Source organism: Alloprevotella sp. Lung230, from assembly GCF_014385435.1.
Classification (GTDB): Bacteria; Bacteroidota; Bacteroidia; order Bacteroidales; family Bacteroidaceae; genus Alloprevotella.
The window spans coordinates 1-18,742 of the sequence record NZ_JACSUD010000012.1 but is presented as its reverse complement, the minus strand read 5'-3'; the positions used below and the strand labels follow the sequence as shown (position 1 = coordinate 18,742).

Sequence of the window (18,742 nt, the reverse complement as noted above, 5' to 3'; positions counted from 1 at the left end):
ACGTACATTTGCAATCACAACCTCGAAACACAGACCCTGACAATGCGCATATCGCTTTTTTCCTTCTTGGCCGTGCTGGTGCTCACCTTCACCTCGTGCGCCTCACAATACAACATCGACGGAAATTCGTCGCTGGCCTGCTTGGATGGAAAAAAATTGTATCTACGCACCAAGAGCTACGCCCAACAATCCACCCACTCCATCAACCTCGACTCCTGCGTTGTCATCCACGGCCGTTTTTCCTTTGGCGGCAACGCCGACAGCATCACACTGGCCGAAGTCTACATGGAGGACCAAATCCTCATGCCGGTGGTCATCGAAGGCGGCGAACTTCTCATGCAGGTGGACAACTATGGACAGACCGTCACCGGAGGACCGCTCAACGAGCGCCTGACCGAATTTATGCAACGCCGTCTCCGCTACAGCAGCGAACTTTGGGAACTGGAAAGAAAGGCCCGCAAACTCCTCTTTTCGGGTGTACCCGTCGAGCAGGTGGAAGCGCAGTTTGCTCCTAAACGCGATGCCATCGTCCAGAAAATAGAGGATTTGGAGGTGAAGTTTGTCCTGGACAACCACAACAATGCCCTCGGAACGGGCTATTTCATGCAGTTGGCCGACCAGCTGGGATTTCCGACGATGAGCGCCCAACTGCGTCGCATCGTGGAGAAAGCCCCCGCCAGTTTTCTGCGCAATCCCCAAGTGAGCAACTATCTGTTTCTGGCGGGCTACACACCGACGAAGCAGCAGAAAGTGCGCAAATAAATGCCCAAAAGGCGAGCCGAGCAAAAGAACTTTGCTCGGCTCGCCTTTCTTCGTTGTTTTCTATCCTTAAGTAGGCGTTCAGAATGAATTGATACTATGTTTGTTTCATTCTTTCGTCAGATTGTCTTTGTGAAGAAGGAGTGTAGCGGTCTACACGACTGATGAACAAAGGCGAGACGGCGAAAAAGGGGAACAATGGGAGTATCAAGGTAGAGAACATCCTACGACTAAGATAGCTACGTTTAATTTTGAACACCTACTTATACCCCTCCTTAAAACATTTTATCTATGAACACCAACCCTTATGCCATGCATGCCAACCTCGTTGTGCGCGAATTGGGCAAGCCCGCCGATGCTTTCACCAAAGCCGACCTCGTTCGCTTCATCATGGAGCACGACATCCAGATGGTCAACTTTCTCTACCCCGGAGGTGATGGCCGCCTCAAGACGCTCAATTTCGTCATCAACGATGCGGCCTACCTCGACACCATCCTCTCCTGCGGCGAACGCGTAGATGGGTCGAGTCTCTTCAGCTTCATTCAGGCCGGCAGCAGCGACCTCTATGTCGTGCCGCGTTTCCGCACCGCCTTTGTCGATCCTTTTGCCGAAATTCCCACGCTCAACCTCCTTTGCTCTTATTTTGACAAAGATGGTCGACCGCTGGAGAGTTCGCCCGAGCATACCCTCGAAAAGGCAGCACGCGCTTTCACCGCAACCACCGGAATGGAGTTTCAAGCGATGGGCGAACTCGAATACTACGTCATCCGCCCCGACGAAACGGCCTATCCGGCCGTGGACCAACGCGCCTACCACGAGTCGGCCCCCTACGCCAAAAGCAACGATTTCCGCACGCGCTGCATGCACCTCATCGCCCAAACCGGCGGCCAAATCAAGTATGGGCACTCGGAGGTGGGAAGTTTCCACCAAGATGGGCGGCTCTACGAGCAAAACGAAATCGAATTTCTTCCCGTCCGTGTGCAGGACGCCGCCGACCAACTCACCATCGCCAAGTGGGTCATCCGCAACCAGGCCTACCGCGAAGGGCTTGACGTCACCTTTGCCCCAAAAATCACCACCGGCAAAGCGGGCTCAGGCCTCCACATCCACATGCGGATGATGAAGGACGGGCGAAACTGCATGCTCGACCACGGTAAAATCAGCGATGATGCCCGCCGTATGATTGCCGGCATGATGCATCTCGCGCCCGCCCTTACTGCCTTCGGCAACAAGAATCCCACGGCCTACTTCCGCCTCGTGCCGCATCAGGAAGCCCCCACCAACGTGTGCTGGGGCGACCGCAACCGTTCTGTGTTGGTGCGCGTGCCCCTCGGCTGGACGGCCGATGTGGACATGTGTGCCAAGGCCAATCCACTGGAAGCCGGGGCCGGTACTCTCAAGTTTGACACCGCCCTCAAGCAGACGGTCGAAATCCGCTCCTCCGATGGGTCGGCCGATGTCTATCAGCTCCTCGCCGGCATCTGCGTGGCGTGCCGACACGGGTTTGAGATGCCCGATGCGCTCAATGTGGCCGCCCAAACCTACGTGGACGTCAACATCCACGCACAGGAAAACGCGCGCGTCCTCTCCCGTCTCTCTCAGTTGCCCGATAGTTGCGTGGCTTCGGCCGAATGTCTGCTCCTCCAACGCCGTGTCTTCGAAGCGCACGGTGTGTTCTCCCCGGCCATGATTGAGGGGATTGTGCAGCAACTTCGCGCCTTCGACGACGCCACCCTCCGCCGCGACATCGAGGGACGTCCCGACCAAATCGCCCAACTCGTGGAGCGCTTCTTCCACTGCGGATAAAGACACGCTTGCCCGAGGACAACACTCAAAAGCGGAGCAGATGAACATCGCTCCACCCAACACAAATCGAGGACCTATCCCACTGCGGATAGGTCCTCGATTGGCGTTTAGGGGGGGGGGATCTCGAGAGAGAAGCAGGACAGCAGCCTCGCCCACGCAGCACTCCTCCTTCGGTGGGCGGAAAAGGCGGATTTAGAGCAGCACGGCCGAGATGGGCAGATCGATTTCGCCCCAAGCCAGCATCGCGTTGAAGAGGCGGAGGCGCAAGCAGCGCGCCAAGTCGGCCGGCGTGAGGTCGCGCTCCACGATGAGGTCGCGCTCCAGAAGGTGGGCGCGGTGGGTGCCGCGGAGCAGAGGCTCGGCCGGGGTGCACCAGTGGTGGCCGTCCCAAAGCGCAACGTTGGCAATGGTGGTGTCGGTGAGCCGTCCGTGGCGCACGAGCAGCACATCGTCGGCACCGGCACGGGCGGCAAAGCAGGCATCGAGCACCCGGCGGTCGGCCCACTTGTGGGCGTAGTCCAGATGGTCGGCCGCAAGCAGACGCAGCGTGCGGACTGGACGCGGCGTGTAGGGGTGGAGCGTCCAGGTGTAGTGCCCCACCCCATCGTAGACGAGGCGCAGACGCTCCCGATCGGCCGTGGGCGGAGGGGCATCGTGCAGCAATTCGACCAGCGGTCCATCAAGCGCCGAAAGGGCGCGGCGAGAGGGTGCGTTCATGGCCGCGAGGGCAGCGGCCATGCGGACGCGGTGCTGTTCCACCCGCTGCGGCACACGGTGAAGCAGGCAGAGGGTTTCGAGGAGTTGAGGCGGGTGTGCCGCAGGCGTTGGCCTTTGTGGCTGCCCCGGAGGGATTTCTTCGAGATGCATCATAAAAGTGGTATAGCCCACAAGAAAAGTGGTGTGGAAGGGAGAAAAAGTTCGTTTTACAGACATTTTCTCGCCACGGCATTGCTCAAAACTCATCCTTCGTTTTGGCACTGCCCGTCTGGCTGAACGAAAAAGTTCGTTTTCTCAAAGATAATCTATAAACCAAGGTTTGGTTTATGTAATTCAAACTTTGGTTTATGTAAACCAAAGCTTGGTTTATATAATTCAAGGTTTGGTTTATAGTTTACGACCTACTTGTGGAAGTTTTTCCGGCGGAAAGGGAAGTTTTTGTCCAGCGGCAGCACAGCCTTCTGGCACACTTCGGCATATTCGCTCACAAGGTCGCTTTGGCAGGTGATGCCGCCCCCGGCCTTGAAAGCGAGTGTGCCGTCGGGCTGCCGGTCGACAAAGCGTATCATGACGGCGCTGTCCACATTTCGGCCGTCGAAAATGCCCATCACACCGGTGTAGAAACCGCGTTCGTAGGTTTCGGCAGCCGCGATGATGTCCATCGTCTTGGGCTTGGGTGCGCCCGTGATGCTCCCGGCAGGCAGGAGGCGGAAGAGGAGCGTGCCCAGGCGGGCGGGATAGTCCTCGGGCAGCGTGCCGACCACCTCGGAACTCGTCTGGAGAAGCGCACCGCTGTGGGTGGCGATGGTGTCGACGTAGCGATAGCGCGCCACGTACACTTCGGTGGCGATGGTGCTGAGGTCGTTGCGGATGAGGTCGACGATGGTGGCGTGTTCGGCCGCCTCTTTGGGGTTGTCCAAGAGGAGGGCGCGGGCGTTCGGGAGGTGGGCATCGAGGGTACCCTTCATCGGAAAGGAGTGGATTTTTCCCTCGGAGATTTGCACAAAGATTTCGGGCGAAAAGCACACCAGGCGGTCGTCCCACCAAAGGCGGTAGCGGGCAGAGGCGTGATGGAACATCTGGCGCAAAGAGAGATTGGTGGTGAGCGGCAGGCGGCAGGTCAGGTTGGTCAGAAAACTGTCGCCGCGCTTGAGGTGGTGCACCACGGTGTGGAAGGCTGCGGCATAGACTTCGGGGGTGGGCGGGACTACGCTCCAGTGCAAAGGTATGGGCAGGGGTTCGGGCGGCCGACCGGCGGCATTGGTCACGCCCGAAAAGTCGTAGAGCAAGTGGTCGGGGTCGATTTCATCGAGCGGAAGGAGGAGGGTCTGCGTCCCGCGGTAGTCCACAAGAAAGAGGAAAGGCTTTGCAGCCTTCCCCCATTGGTTCATCTGCGCGATGGCGGCAGATTGTTCATAAAGCGACATAAGTAGATTAACTCGTTGGCGGAATTAAATAATCGGTAAAGCACACACGGAAAAAGTTTCACATATCACAGCTTATCAGCGACTTAGTCGCCATCAAGCTTTAAGTTCTGCGATCTCGTCATGTGCAACCGGTATACAAAGTTCGTCAAATTCTTGGAGATACGCAAGCAATTCTCCGAAGATTTGTTGCACTTCGATTTTGAAAGTACGTGACCGCATTGCAATACATCAATTATATGAACAACAAACCCATAGGAAGGATGAAGTAGGTACTAATTTAATTCTGCCAACGGGTGTAGATTAGTCTTTGCTTACAGGCAACTGCTGGGACATCCAGCCCAAGATGCCGCTTTCCAGTTCTATGATTTTGTAGCCCTGTTTGAGGAGCTGAGCAGCGGCCATCTTGCTGCGCCGTCCACTGCGGCAATAGAGGGCGATGGTCTTCCCCTTGGGGATTTGCTGCTGCACGCGCTGCACAAAGTCGGGCGAGGTGACATCGACGTTAAGGCTGCCGGCGATGTGGCCTTCGGCATATTCGGCAGGAGTACGCACATCGAGGCGCACGATGGAGGCATCGGCGTCAATGATTTTAGAAAAAGCGATGGGGGAAACGCTCTCTATGTCGGTCGAACTTTGGCACGAGAAGAGGGAGGATAGAAACATGGGGAAGAGATAAAGAAGGGTTTTGAACATAAGGTATGAGGAATGAGAATTGAAAAGAAGTTTAGTGCTTCAAGATGAGGTGAAGGCGCTTGACGAGACGGAGATGATAGTTTTTCACCTTTTCTCCGGCACCCAGCACCCGATTGTCGGATTGAAAGGTGTAGGTGTGGGTGGCGTTTTCGCAAAGGTAGCGCACGCGCTTGTTGCCGGACTCCACCTCGATGTTTTGCCCACCGACTTTGCGGATGAGGGCGTTAAGACGGTTGAGGGCGGCGCCGTTGTAGGCTTCGGCCAAGGCTTTGGCCTCGGCCGTGGTGGGGATGGTCCATCCGGTGAGGCCGTTTTCGACGTAGGAGGCGGCAATGTCGGCAGCACCCGTGGGGTCGTTGGCCGAGAGGGCGGAATAGAGGTTGTCCCAGTCGGCGGTGGAGATGAGGAGGATGTCGGCGCCTTCGGTCGTGGGGCTTTCCACCAGTGCGACGACATACTTGTCCTGCCAGAGCGTACCGGCTGTGGGCAGGGAGGCCACTGTCACTTCGCCCGACTTCGGGGGAACGGCTGGTGTGCCGGGGTCGGGAGTGGGTTGTGCCGGTGCTGTGGGTCCGAAGGCAAAATCTTTGTCCACCTGCGTCTGCCATCCACCGGCGATGAGTGTGCCAGTGAGCGACATGGTGCCGGACTCGCCCTCGCCGGAGTAGTTGCCCTCAAAGCGGTAGGGCGTGGCGGCGGCAATGGGCTGATTCATCACGGCGCTGTAGTCGCGCGTTTGGCCGGCATCGGTGAGGGAGAGGGTCACCGAGGTGGCCGCCTTTGCCCCGGGGAAGACATAGACAGTGGGTGTGGACCACGTGCCGTCGGTCTGCTGCGTGCAGGGGATGTCGACCGCTGCGGTGGAGAAGTAGGAGCCGTTGCAATCCATCTGCCGATAGAGGTCGCCGAGGCGCGCCGAAACGGCAGTGACCGAAGAGGGGACGTGGTTGAGCACGAGGGTCACGCCGGCCACGGCATAGTTCATCATCAACGTCACTTTCGACTTCGTCTTGCCCACCTTCACCAGCGCTTCGCCACGTTGGAGAGGCACGGTGGCATAGTTTTCCTTGGCCGTCATGGAGAGCCGCGTGGTGGCACTGACCTCGCCCGACGAGAGGGTGTAGCCCTGCTGTCCACTCAGCGCAATGATCCGATAGTTGCCCGGAGCGAGCGCCAGACTCAGCGCTTCTTCGGCCGAAGCGATCGTCTGTTGTGCCGCACACTTTCCGCTTTCGTCAAAGGCATAGACCGAGAGCGGATAGGACAGCGCTTCTTGCGAGGTGGAGCGTGCCACGATGCTCACGTTGGGGTGTTTGGGCTTCTGCGGTGTGGGAGTGTCGGGGATTTCAATGGTCTGGCAGCCCATCAGGAAGAGGCTGAGGAAAAGTAGCAAAAGGAGACGTTTCATCGATAAGTAGGTGTTCAAAATTAATCGTAATTCTCTTAATTGTAGGATGTTCTTTACTTTGATACCATCTTTGCTCTCCCTTTCCGCCATCTCGCCTTTGTTCATCAGTCGTGTAGCTCGCTACACTCCTTCTTCACAAAGACAATCTGACGAAAAATGGAAACATTTCTCGTATCAATTCATTGTGAACACCTACTTAAAAGATTTGGGGAGAGGGCGTGCTCTCCAGTAGATTGATGGGAGAAAAAAGGCGTTTTTTCGGTTGCGCCTCCCGGCAGGACAACAGCGGAAGGCAGCAAAAAGGCTGCTTCCGAGCGCACGCGGTGCACGTCCGGAAGCAGCAGAGATAGAGGACTATTCGAGCGAATGAATGACCACACCGGAGCGTAATTTCGGTTCGAACCAAGTGGCCTTGGGCGGCATGATGTTGCCGGTGTCGGCAATGCGCATCACCTGTTCGATGGAGACGGGATAGAGCGCGAGGGCGGCTTTCATCTCGCCGCTGTCGACACGACGTTTGAGTTCTTCAAGGCCGCGGAGTCCTCCCACGAAGTCAATGCGCTGGGAGGAGCGGAGGTCGCCGATGTCCAAGATGTCTTGCAGGATGAGGCGAGAGGATATGTCCACATCGAGATCGCCTATGGGGTCGTTGGGGTCGAAGCTGCCGGGATGGGCGTCGAGGCTGTACCAACGGCCTTCGAGATAGAGCGAGAACTGGTGGGGATGCTGCGGACGATAGGGCACTTCGCCGCGGTCTTTCACCTCAAAATTGAGCGAAAGGGCGGTCAGGAACTCTTGCGGTGTGAGTCCGTTGAGGTCGGTCACCACGCGGTTGTAGTCGAGGATGGTGAGTTGCTCGGCGGGGAAGCAGACGGCCAAATAGAAGTTGTACTCCTCGCGGCCGGTGTTGGCGGGATTGGCCGCGGCACGCTCCTGCCCCACACGTGCAGCAGCGGCACTGCGGTGGTGGCCGTCGGCGATGTAGAGGCAGTCCATCTCGTCGAACTCGTGGGTGATGGTGTCTAAGTCGGTGGCATCATTAATGACCCACAACGTGTGGCGAAATCCATCTTCGGGAGCGACAAAGTCGTATTCGGGCTTTGTCTTGGCTACCTTGTCGATGAGTGCCAGGAGAGTGGCATTGTGGCGGAAAGCCAGAAAGGCCGAGCCGATGTGGGCATTGGTGGTGTTGATGTGGCGCATGCGGTCGTCTTCCTTCGCACGGCGCGTGAGTTCGTGCTTTTTGATGATGCCCTTGGTATAGTCGTCGATATGGGCACACACCACAAATCCATATTGGGTGTGCCCATCCATGGTCTGGGCGTAAAGGTAATAATGTTCCTCCTCATCCTGCACCAACCAACCTTGTTCGATGAAATGATCCAGTTGGGCACGTGCGGCATCATAAACACGCTCATCGTGTTCGTCGGTGCCGGGGGGGAAGTTGATTTCAGGTTTGATGATATGATAGAGCGACTTCTCGTTGTCGCCGGCTTCGAGGCGCGCCTCTTCGGAGTTGAGCACATCGTAAGGGCGGGAAGCCACCTGGGCAACGAGATGTTGCGGCGGACGAATGCCGCGGAAAGGTTTGATGCGTGGCATAATAGTATCGTAAAAAAAGGTGGAGGTTAGTTGACTTGGAATTTCGTGCATCCGTCGGCAAAGAAACTGCAGATTTGGCGGGCTGCCGCCAGACCGGCATTGATATTGGCCTCGGCGGTCTGTGCACCCATCTTCTTAGGCGTGGCGAAATAGCGTTCGCCCAAGGCTTCGGCATACTCGTTGTGGAGGTCGGGACGGATGTCGGTGAGATAGGTGAGGTCGGGACGCTCCGTCAGGAGGAGAGCGAGGAGTTCGGTCTCATTGATGATTTCCTTGCGCGCGGTGTTGATGAGCACCGCCTTCGGCTTCATCAAGCCCACCAAGGCGCGGTTGATGGACTGTTTCGTGTCGGCCGTGGCAGGGAGGTGGAGCGAGACGATGTCGCACTTTTCGAAGATAGCTTTGATGCTGTCTTCTTTCGTCACTCCATCGGCTTTCATGCGTTCGGCAAGGTCGAAGAAATCGTAAGCATGGACTTCCATCTCCATCCCTTTGGCAATGCGCGTCACGTTGCGGCCCACTTGACCATAGGCCACAATACCGAGGGTTTTGCCTTTGAGTTCGCTGCCCGACTTGCCGTTGAAGTGATGACGGGCGTTGAAGATGAGCATGCCAAACACAAGTTCGGCAACAGCATTGGAGTTCTGGCCGGGTGTGTTCATCACAACGATGTTGCGCGCAGTGGCCGTGGCAAGATCGACATTGTCGTAGCCGGCGCCGGCGCGCACAATGATTTTCAGTTGTGGGGCTGCTGTCATCACCTCGGCATCAATGAGGTCGCTACGGATGATGAGCGCATGGACATCGGCCACGGCTGCAAGGAGCTGTGCCTTGTCGGTGTAGCTTTCGAGCGTCACCAGTTCATGGCCTGCGCTTTCTATGATTTGACGAATACCTTCGACGGCAACTTTGGCAAAAGGTTTTTCTGTGGCAACGAGGATTTTCATAACAGGGGGTGTTTTGATAGTAAGTAGATCTTCAAAAATTAATCGTAACTATTTTACTTGTAGAATGTTCTCTACTTAAAGAAAATAGATGAGCGATGCAGATGCCCCACTCCACTTTCAGCATAGAACGTGCAGCATGCAGTGAGCAGGGGCGCTCCGAGGCTGAAGATGGTGTGGGCATCGCATCAGATTGTGCCGTTTTTTTTAGGAATGCAGGCGTTCAAACTCTTGCATGGTTTCCACCAAGGCTTTCACACCTTCGATGGGCATGGCGTTGTAGGTCGATGCGCGGAAGCCGCCCACATCGCGGTGTCCCTTGATGCCATGCATGCCACGGGCAGTGGCAAACTCACGAAATTCGTCTTCAAGTTCTTTCTTGTCATCGGCCATGACGAAGCAGATGTTCATGAAACTGCGGTCCTCCTTGTGGGTCACAGTGCCACGGAAGAAGGGGTTGCGGTCGATTTCGTTGTACAGCAGTTCGGCGCGCTCTTTGGCCAGTTTTTCCATGGCCGGCACACCTCCCTGTGACTTAATCCAACGTAGGGTCTGAAGGCAGGTGAAGATGGGCACAACAGGCGGCGTGTTAAACATACTGCCTTTGCTGATGTGCGTGCGATAGTCGATCATTGTGGGAAGGGGGCGCGAAACTTTTCCGAGTAGGTCGTCGCGGACAATGACGAAAGTAACGCCGGCCATAGACAGATTTTTCTGCGCACCGCCATAGATGAGGCCATACTTCTTCACGTCTATCACTCGAGAGAAGATGTCGCTCGACATGTCGGCCACCACGGGTACAGGACTATCGATGTCTTCGTGCAACTCCGTGCCATAGATGGTGTTGTTGGTCGTGATGTGGAAGTAGTCGGCATCGGCTGGGATTTGGTAGTTTTTGGGGATATAAGTGTAGTTGGCTGCTGCACCGGAGGCTACTTCTACCACTTCGCCAAAGAGCTTGGCCTCTTTCACGGCCTTACGTGCCCAAACACCGGTGTTCAAATAGGCGGCTTTCTTCTCCAAAAGGTTGAAGGGGACGTAGCAAAATTGCGTGGAAGCTCCACCACCGAGGAAGAGGACGCTGTAGCCTTCGGGCACCTTCAAGAGTTCTTTGACAAGGGCAATGGCTTCGTCGATGACGGCTTGGAAATTTTTCGTGCGGTGGCTGATTTCCATCAAGGAAAGCCCCATGTTGTCAAATTCAAGGCATGCTTCGGCAGTGGCCTTAATGACTTCTTGTGGCAGGATGGAAGGGCCTGCTCCGAAATTGAACTTTTTCATAATAGAGAGAGGTTTGTGAGGTTAATAATAAAAGGGAGTTGTGTTTTTTATCTGAGAAAAAGAGGGGGAACGAAAGCTCAAAAGGCCTTGGGCTACATTGGAGAGATGTAGTCCAAGACCTTTATGGGCATTCATGCTGTGTTTCGGTTCATAGCAATGGTTCTATCATGTGGAAGGATGTGTCAAGAGAGCGGCCGTTAGACCAGTCCGCGACCGTGACAGTTCTTAAACTTCTTGCCAGAGCCGCAAGGGCAGGGCTCATTACGGCCAGGGAGCTTGTCCTTCACAATGGGCTGCTGGGGCTGTTGCGCACGAGTGTCTTGGGCTGCAGCCGCCATCATGTTGGGGTCGTCCTCCACGACATCACCGGCAGCATCCACATCCTGCTTAGTTTCGGTGTATCGCTTTCCGGTTTCGGGTTGTTCGGGAGCGGCTTCTTGCACTTCCTCCGGTCCGGCCACGGGGATGCGGGCACGCATCAGCGTAGAGACGGAGTTGTCGTTGATGTCGTTCACCATATCGTCGAAGAGCTTCACACTTTCAATCTTGAACACCACGAGGGGATCTTTCTGTTCGTAGGAAACGTTGCGCACGGAGTGTTTGAGTTCGTCGAGGAGGCGGAGATTTTCTTTCCAAGAGTCGTCGATGTTGTGGAGCAGAATGGATTTCTCGAACTCCCTCACAACGTTCTTGCAGTCTGTTTCGTAAGCCTCTTTGAGGTTGACGCGGATGTTGTAGACCAAACGTCCATCGGTGATGGGCACGAGGATGTTGTCGAACTGATCGGCTTGGTTTTCGTAGACCTCTTTGATGACGGGGATGGCCACACCACGCAGCGTTTCCATTTTGCGGTTGAAGGCTTCCATCGCGGCCTCAAAGGCTTTTTCGTAGAGATCGTCGCGCTTCATGGAATTGTACTCTTCCTCGGTGAAAGGCACCTGCATGGCAAAGATTTCGATGAAGCGGTCCACACAGCCGGGATAGTCGCAGCGGTCGATGATGTCGATGACCCGATCCCACACCATGTTGGAGATGTCCATACCGATGCGTTCGCCCATCAAGGCGTGGCGGCGCTTCTCGTAGATGACCGTGCGCTGCTTGTTCATCACATCGTCATACTCCAAGAGGTGCTTACGAGTGCCGAAGTTGTTTTCCTCGACCTTCTTCTGTGCGCGCTCAATGCTCTTGCTGATCATCGACGACTCAATCATTTCGCCTTCCTTAAAGCCGAGCTTATCCATGATGGAGGCAATGCGTTCGGAAGCAAAAAGACGCATGAGTTTGTCTTCCAGAGAGACGTAGAACACGGAGCTGCCCACATCGCCTTGACGACCGGCACGACCACGCAACTGGCGGTCGACACGGCGGCTGTCGTGGCGTTCCGTGCCGATGATGGCCAAACCACCGGCGGCACGCACTTCTTCGGAGAGTTTGATGTCTGTACCACGGCCGGCCATATTGGTGGCGATGGTCACAGCACCCAGCAATCCTTCGCGCTCGGTTTTGTTGCCATTCTCATCGACTTCTACGATGGTGCCGGGCGTGCTTTGACCGGCCAAAGCCACAATCTCGGCTTCCTTTTGGTGCAACTTGGCGTTGAGCACTTGGTGAGGGATGTGGCGGAGGTTGAGCAGACGGCTGAGCAATTCGGAGATGTCCACCGAACTGGTACCCACCAGCACCGGCCGACCGGCATTGCGCATACGTTCCACCTCGTCAATCACAGCGTTGTACTTTTCGCGCTGTGTCTTGTAGACGCGGTCGTTCATGTCGTTGCGCAGGATGGGGCGGTTGGTGGGAATTTCCACCACATCGAGTTTGTAGATGTTCCAGAACTCACCGGCTTCAGTAATGGCCGTACCGGTCATACCCGCCAACTTATGGTACATGCGGAAGTAGTTCTGAAGGGTGATAGTGGCAAAAGTTTGCGTAGCTGCTTCCACCTTCACATGCTCCTTCGCTTCTACGGCTTGGTGCAGGCCATCGCTCCAACGACGGCCTTCCATGATGCGTCCTGTTGATTCATCGACAATCTTCACCTGGCCATCTTGGATGACATAATCGTCATTGAGGGTAAACATCGAATAGGCTTTGAGCAACTGCTGCAAAGTGTGTACGCGATCGGACTTGATGGCGTATTCGGAGAGCAGTTCGTCCTTTTTGGCCACACGCTCTTCATTGGGCAGATTTTGTGCTTCGAGGTCGGACAACTGGCCGGCAATGTCGGGCAGCACGAAAAGGTCATCGTTTTGCACCTGCTTGGCCAGCCAGGCCGTTCCCTTGTCGGTGAGGTCGCACGACCGTTGCTTCTCATCGACCACGAAATAAAGAGGTTCCACCGCCTCGGGCATACGGCGGTTGTTGTTTTCCATGTAAATCTCCTCGGTCTTCAACATACCGGCCTTGATGCCCGGCTCGGAGAGATACTTGATGAGCGGTCCGTTCTTGGGGAGGGCTTTGTGAGAGCGATAGAGGGCCAAATATCCCTTTTCGCGTTCTTCCTTGTTGTCGCTCGGGATGAGACGCTTAGCTTCGGTGAGTTGTTCGGTGGCATATTTACGTTGCACCGCCACGAGTTGCTCCACGAGGGGCTGATACTGCTCGTACATCTGGTCTTCGCCTTTTTCCACAGGGCCGGAGATGATGAGCGGTGTGCGAGCATCATCGATGAGCACAGAGTCTACTTCATCGACAATGGCATAATAGTGCTTGCGCTGCACGAGGTCGGAGGGCTTCATGGCCATGTTGTCGCGCAGGTAGTCAAAGCCAAATTCGTTGTTCGTTCCGAAAGTGATATCAGCGTTGTAAGCACGACGGCGGGCTTCGCTGTTGGGCTGGTGCTTGTCGATACAGTCGACGCTCAATCCGTGGAACTGATAGAGCGGTCCCATCCATTCGGAGTCGCGTTTGGCCAAATAGTCATTGACCGTGACAACGTGCACACCGCGTCCGGAGAGGGCGCGCAAGAACACGGGGCAGGTGGCAACGAGGGTTTTACCTTCACCCGTGGCCATTTCTGCGATTTTACCTTGGGCGAGGACGACACCACCAAAGAGTTGCACGTCATAGTGCACCATCTCCCACTTCAGGTCGTTGCCACCGGCAAGCCAGTGGTTGTGGTAGATGGCGTGCACACCATCCTCTGCCATTTCCACAAAATCACGCGTCACGGCCAGTTCGCGGTCGTAGTCGGTGGCAGTGACCATCAGTGTTTCATTTTCGGTAAAACGACGCGCAGTCTCTTTGACGATGGCAAAGGTTTCGGGCAACGCCTCTTCGAGTGCTACATCCATGCGTTCGAGCACCTCCTTTTCCAGTTTGTCAATCTGCGTAAAGAGGGGTTCACGATCCTCAATGGGAGTGTCTTCAATCTTATTTTTGATTTCAGCGATTTGGCCATTAAGGTCATCGGCAGAACCTTGAACTTTCTGTTGCAACTCGCGGGTCTTGGCACGCAGTGCATCATTGTCGAGCGCTTGAATCTGAGGCGTCACGGCCTTGATTTTTTCCACCCACGGCTGAATTTCCTTCATGTCGCGCGTAGCCTTACTACCAAAGATTTTAGAGAGGAGTTTATTGATATCCATTTGATGTTTGTTTTCTTGTTGTGGGAGTGTGTAAATGCTTGTTGAAAAGTGAGAGGTGAGGAGGCCATCCTCTGCCTCACCTCAAAATAGGGGAAGTTGTCGACAAGCACTGGGGGCTCTGATGCGCAAAGCCTTGGATAGCGTGGGCGCAATGCGGTCTATGGTGACTGGGGTTTCCACTTTCTGCGGGACAACGCCTGTACCGTAAAGGAAAATAGGGAAACGCACAAAGGCCATTTGTGATGACGGATGCCCTGGATAGTCGGCATTCACCACGTGCCATCCCGGACGGAGGCGGAGGATGAAATCGCCCGAACGCTGAGCATAGAAGTTCTTTTGGGCACGCTCCATTTCGGGCGACCAGGCTCCATTCTGCAATCGATGGGCGCTCACCACTTCTTTCACTCCTATCAAACCCTGCAAAAATTCTTGCACGCGAGTTTGCAGTTCGGGGACATTGATTTGGCGTTCATCGAGCAACCGATGATTGAGGTAAATCTGGTTGCCCATCGTGGCTGCAATGTAGTTGCCTTGGCCGTAGAGCGCCACAAGATACATCCCGAGGAGATTGACCGTGCGCCGCATGTCCAATTGTCCGATGGGCAGGCGATATTTGGCACGTTCCTCTTCTTCATTTTCCGCGCAGTAGCCCGTAGAAGTGAGGGTAAACAAGGCATTGCCCTCTCCCACCTTCTTGTGGACACCGGCGATAATCTCAGCCACTGCACGATCCAATCGTGCATAGGTGTCTTGTAGTTCGGCCGTCCCCGTCAAGGAGCTTTTCCCACTGAAAGGACCGGCATAGAGGGTAATGGCCAGATAGTCGGGAATATCATCGCTTCCCAAATAGGTACCTTGCAAAGCACTACCCACAGCCGCGGCAATCTCACTATTGACGAGGGCTGAACTTTTGAAAGCCGCAAAGCGCGAGGGGCCTTTCAGCTTGTGGGCAAAAGTAGAAGTGCGCTGGGAGGTCGTCCAATAAAAGGGGGCACGCGGCACAAGTGGTTGCCAGTGCAGAGACTGGAGACGATAGTCTAAATTCTGATAGACATTGCGGTAATCGGCCCATTTGGGGAACTCTCCATAATAAGAGGAAGAGGCCCAATTTCCGGTATTATCGTCTATCCACACCACCTGGTCGGCAGCATGACCAGCTTGGAAGATGGCACTTTCCGAATCGGGGGCGATGCTCACCACCCATGCTCGGCCACCGGTGCTCACTTTCAGTTCATCGGCCACTGTGCTCACTTCGAGCTGTCGGGGCGAACAGCCTTCGGCAGTGTACAGTCCCTTGACGCTGCGGTCGTCCACAGCGCGTTGAGGACGCCAGATGTCTCGATTAAGCCATTGCAACGCCACGACACCATGTTCGCTCGGAGTGGCTCCGGTCGCCACTGTCGCAGCGGCAGAAGCCTCGTCACGCGCAACAAAGGGGTAGTCAGCCTGCAAGTAGACACGCCCCTTTTGGAGAAGCAACTGCAGACCATCGCTGCCGTAAAGGGGAGAGAAGGCTTCCAAATAGTCCGATTGCAACTGGTCAACCATAATGTTCACGACCAGTCGAGGCATCCCTTGCGGTCTCTGGCTCACAACACTCCCTTCGCCCTTAACTTCGGTAGAAGTCAAGAGCGAGAGCAAGGTTAAGAGCGAGAAAAGCAAGTGATTTTTTTGCATATCGTGCACAGAGGAGAAAGGTAGTTACTACTCAGAAGCGGAAATAAATCCGGGTCGCAGAAAGAGGAAGAGCCCTCTAACAAGCAATATCCATGCCAAGGCATCGGTCGCTGTGGGAAAAACTTGTACACCTACGATTTTGACCGTAAAATAGATGATGGCACCTACTGCAAGCCAAGGAGCGAGGACATCGCGACGTCCTCTGCGACGATGCCACCAATAGGACACCATATAGAGGAGCAAGAGGGGATTGAAAAGGCAAAGCAACCAATTCGTCCCTACGGCCGGATGTTCGCTCCACCCCACCATCAGCGTGAGGAACAGTCCCACCAGCCCCATCAGCACAAAGGTAATCGTGTCGAACGTGCCAACCCAAATTCGCCAAGCACGTTGCGTGGGCGCTCCGGCACGGCGCGAACGATATTCGCCAAAGGTTAGGCACACGCACAAGCCCAACCAGCTCCACAATACAAGATTAGGACCAAAAGGCAGCGCCGGCCGCTTAGGCTGTGGGGTAAGTGGGAACAAAGGTTGCGTGTGATTTACCAAAGGGCGAAGACGCCCCTGTGCATCTTGAATTTTCGCCACAGCAAAGAAGTTTTGTGCGTAGGTGGGGAGAAAGTTCAAACGCGTCATCTCCTGCACACTGTGCTTCTGGTCCACCTCCGGACCGAGCAGCAAATCTTGGCCGAACTCGAACCAAGGGCTTTGGCGCGTAAATTCATGTATCATCTCACGCTGGGTGAGCATCTGCTCATTGCCTTTCAGCGTGGGATAGACCACACGCTCACCCTGCGCTTCAACCACTTTGATAATGGCTTGCACAGCACGTGTGGTGCAGTTGTCGTAGAGAAAGTTGTAGCGGTAGGTCCAGTCCGGGGTGATCATCACAAGCGTGTCAAATCCGGAAATGCTCTCCACGGCAAATTCGCGACGCTGACTGCCCGGCTTTGCCAAGATGCGCTGCAGCTCTGCCTGCAAAGTGCGTGCCTCGTTGGGGGTGAGATTGAGCACCTGCTCGGTCACGGGCATATCGTCGGCAATTTGTCCCGAGAGAAACAAGGCCGTGCTTTCTTGGCACATCGAATAGTCCGTGAGCCCCAATACAAACTTCAGTACGAAGTTAGGAGTGTCGAAAGAGAACCAACCGAAATTGTACGTCCAGTCCTCCTTGGGACGTTCGGCTTTTTGAAAACGCAATGCAGTATGCCCGTAGAGGCGATAAATCTGATGACCCGGCGCACACGTCAGCAAACTCACTTGCAGCGAGTCTATGGGCCGTTGTTGTGCAACGGGAGCAGACACTTGCGCCATAGCCAAGAGCGGCAACAGCCAAAAGCAGAAAAGAAGTCGCAGAGGCGTTCTCATAAACGAAAAATTTGTTGCAAAAGCAAAGGTACGTCCTTTTGCCTAATCCTCCAAATTTTCGTGCTTTTTATTTTAAGAATGGTCTTTTTTCTGGAAGAAAGATCGCCACTGCTCGATAAGCCTCCCCTCTGCACCCCATATCATACTCCGAAACAGAGGGATGCAAAAGTCCCTGCCGTCAGAGTTGTTCTTACAGCAGGGACAAATGAGGATATCCGACTTGTTAATCAAGAATGACTACTTTCTCTTAAAAATGATGTTCATGTAAGTATTCTCGGTAACATTAGGAGTCGAAACAAGACCATAGGACAAAATGCCATAGTCATTTACTTGAACATTGGTAAAGACATTCTTGTCATAGTAGGTAATGAAATAGCCCAAAGAAGTTTTGCTTTCCACAGGAAGAGCACCGGCTGAGGGGCTGGAAGCAGTAGGACCGGGAGTCAGCGCTAAGCCGGGAGCAAACTGCTCACTATACAACTTGTGCAGGTCGATAGTAAAAGTCGTGCCATTCCATCGTGGGTCGCTGGTATCTGTGGGAAGCACAACGCTGGGCATGTAGAAAAATAACGGCCATGCCGCATTCATCGCTCCCAGAACACCTTGTGCATTGGCGACAACAACTTTATTAGGCAAGAATTTAGTCGTTTTACCGGCATCGTAGTCACCGCTGGTATTGGTCGTCACCCCTTCATCTCTTTTGGGAAGATTCTGGATACGAGCTGTCCCTTTCACATCCAAGTCCTCGGTTGGAGAATTTGTATTTACACCAACACGCTCTGTCTGTGCCCAGACGCCCAGCGGCATCAAGAGGCCCATGAGTAGGGAGTAATTCTTAAGTTTCATATCTTGTGACGAATTAAATTATTCTTTATGGGAGCAAAGGTACTAATTCTTTTTCACATGAGGAAAAAGTTTGTCTTTTTTATTACTTTATCCTTTTAAGATGAAATCTATCCAACCGAGACCGGCCTATTTATAGACTTCTATCATTTTTCTCAGAGATTACTTGGTCATTTCAAAATAAATGCCTACTTTTGCACTCGCAAACAGCAAGATACTGGTAAATCAGTTTCATCGTAAATGCGCATCTGCACATTGTTTGCTTTGATCCGTTAGCTCAGCTGGTAGAGCAATACACTTTTAATGTATGGGTCTTGGGTTCGAGTCCCAAACGGATCACTTAAAAAGAGGTTGTATCGAAAGATATAACCTCTTTTTTCGGTTTTGAAATCGTTTATCGGAGATTGGTTGATTAGTAGATTGATTAGTCAAACAATTTAGTTTTTGGAGAGACTTTTCCTCTCGTATTCTTAAGCAAAGGTAGCGCTTTCCCGCCACTTCGACAATACCTAAATCGGGGGATTTTCCCGCACTGCACACTACCCACTGTTGATTAGTTGATGGTCTGATTAGTCAAACTATAACGCAAAAAAAGAGAGCCTGTGTTCTTTTCTGAACTCAGGCTCTCTT

The 18,742-nt window shown here is 54.2% G+C and carries 13 protein-coding genes and 1 tRNA gene; 3 read left to right on the top strand and 11 right to left on the bottom strand.

Annotation, left to right across the window (positions count from 1 at the left end):
- Window positions 1–42: 42 nt before the first annotated feature.
- A complete protein-coding gene (locus H8527_RS07210; protein WP_187546906.1) occupies window positions 43–762 on the top strand; it encodes a DUF4369 domain-containing protein in 720 nt (239 codons plus the stop codon).
- A 288-nt stretch (window positions 763–1,050) separates the two neighbouring features.
- Entirely contained in the window at window positions 1,051–2,565 is a 1,515-nt protein-coding gene (locus H8527_RS07205; protein ID WP_187546904.1) for a glutamine synthetase family protein, read from the top strand.
- Between the two features lie 192 nt (window positions 2,566–2,757).
- On the opposite strand, the gene H8527_RS07200 is transcribed toward H8527_RS07205, so the two are convergent.
- The 11 genes from H8527_RS07200 to H8527_RS07150 all read right to left on the bottom strand — a co-directional run bounded on the left by H8527_RS07200 (window position 2,758) and on the right by H8527_RS07150 (window position 18,115).
- Window positions 2,758–3,435: an aminotransferase class IV gene (locus H8527_RS07200; protein ID WP_222935129.1), complete on the bottom strand. Its 678-nt coding sequence runs from the start codon at window positions 3,433–3,435 to the stop codon at window positions 2,758–2,760.
- A 248-nt stretch (window positions 3,436–3,683) separates the two neighbouring features.
- The gene (locus H8527_RS07195) at window positions 3,684–4,709 is read right to left on the bottom strand and encodes an aminodeoxychorismate synthase component I (RefSeq protein WP_187546899.1); all 1,026 of its coding nucleotides are present in this window, start codon (window positions 4,707–4,709) and stop codon (window positions 3,684–3,686) included.
- Window positions 4,710–5,009: 300 nt separating this feature from the next.
- Window positions 5,010–5,402 carry a rhodanese-like domain-containing protein gene (locus H8527_RS07190; RefSeq protein WP_187546897.1) on the bottom strand — a complete coding sequence of 131 codons (393 nt, stop codon included), beginning with the start codon at window positions 5,400–5,402 and terminating at the stop codon, window positions 5,010–5,012.
- A 31-nt stretch (window positions 5,403–5,433) separates the two neighbouring features.
- The gene (locus H8527_RS07185; protein WP_187546895.1) at window positions 5,434–6,810 is read right to left on the bottom strand and encodes a FimB/Mfa2 family fimbrial subunit; all 1,377 of its coding nucleotides are present in this window, start codon (window positions 6,808–6,810) and stop codon (window positions 5,434–5,436) included.
- Between the two features lie 354 nt (window positions 6,811–7,164).
- Window positions 7,165–8,412 (bottom strand): DUF1015 domain-containing protein, encoded by a 1,248-nt coding sequence (locus H8527_RS07180; RefSeq protein ID WP_187546894.1) that lies wholly within the window; start codon window positions 8,410–8,412, stop codon window positions 7,165–7,167.
- Between the two features lie 26 nt (window positions 8,413–8,438).
- Window positions 8,439–9,359 (bottom strand): NAD(P)-dependent oxidoreductase, encoded by a 921-nt coding sequence (locus tag H8527_RS07175; RefSeq protein ID WP_187546892.1) that lies wholly within the window; start codon window positions 9,357–9,359, stop codon window positions 8,439–8,441.
- Between the two features lie 204 nt (window positions 9,360–9,563).
- On the bottom strand, window positions 9,564–10,637 hold the full coding sequence (serC, locus tag H8527_RS07170; RefSeq protein ID WP_187546890.1) for a 3-phosphoserine/phosphohydroxythreonine transaminase: 1,074 nt from the start codon (window positions 10,635–10,637) through the stop codon (window positions 9,564–9,566).
- Between the two features lie 197 nt (window positions 10,638–10,834).
- The gene (secA, locus tag H8527_RS07165) at window positions 10,835–14,224 is read right to left on the bottom strand and encodes a preprotein translocase subunit SecA (protein WP_187546888.1); all 3,390 of its coding nucleotides are present in this window, start codon (window positions 14,222–14,224) and stop codon (window positions 10,835–10,837) included.
- Window positions 14,225–14,305: 81 nt separating this feature from the next.
- Window positions 14,306–15,901 (bottom strand): alkaline phosphatase family protein, encoded by a 1,596-nt coding sequence (locus tag H8527_RS07160; RefSeq protein ID WP_187546886.1) that lies wholly within the window; start codon window positions 15,899–15,901, stop codon window positions 14,306–14,308.
- Between the two features lie 27 nt (window positions 15,902–15,928).
- A complete protein-coding gene (locus H8527_RS07155) occupies window positions 15,929–17,269 on the bottom strand; it encodes a DUF4105 domain-containing protein (RefSeq protein WP_187546883.1) in 1,341 nt (446 codons plus the stop codon).
- Window positions 17,270–17,506: 237 nt separating this feature from the next.
- Window positions 17,507–18,115, bottom strand: coding sequence for a hypothetical protein (locus tag H8527_RS07150; protein ID WP_187546881.1), 609 nt, complete (start codon window positions 18,113–18,115; stop codon window positions 17,507–17,509).
- A gap of 263 nt (window positions 18,116–18,378) precedes the next feature.
- On the opposite strand from H8527_RS07150, the gene H8527_RS07145 reads away from it, so the two are divergent.
- Window positions 18,379–18,451: transfer RNA gene (locus tag H8527_RS07145), tRNA-Lys, on the top strand.
- The last annotated feature ends 291 nt before the right edge of the window (window positions 18,452–18,742 follow it).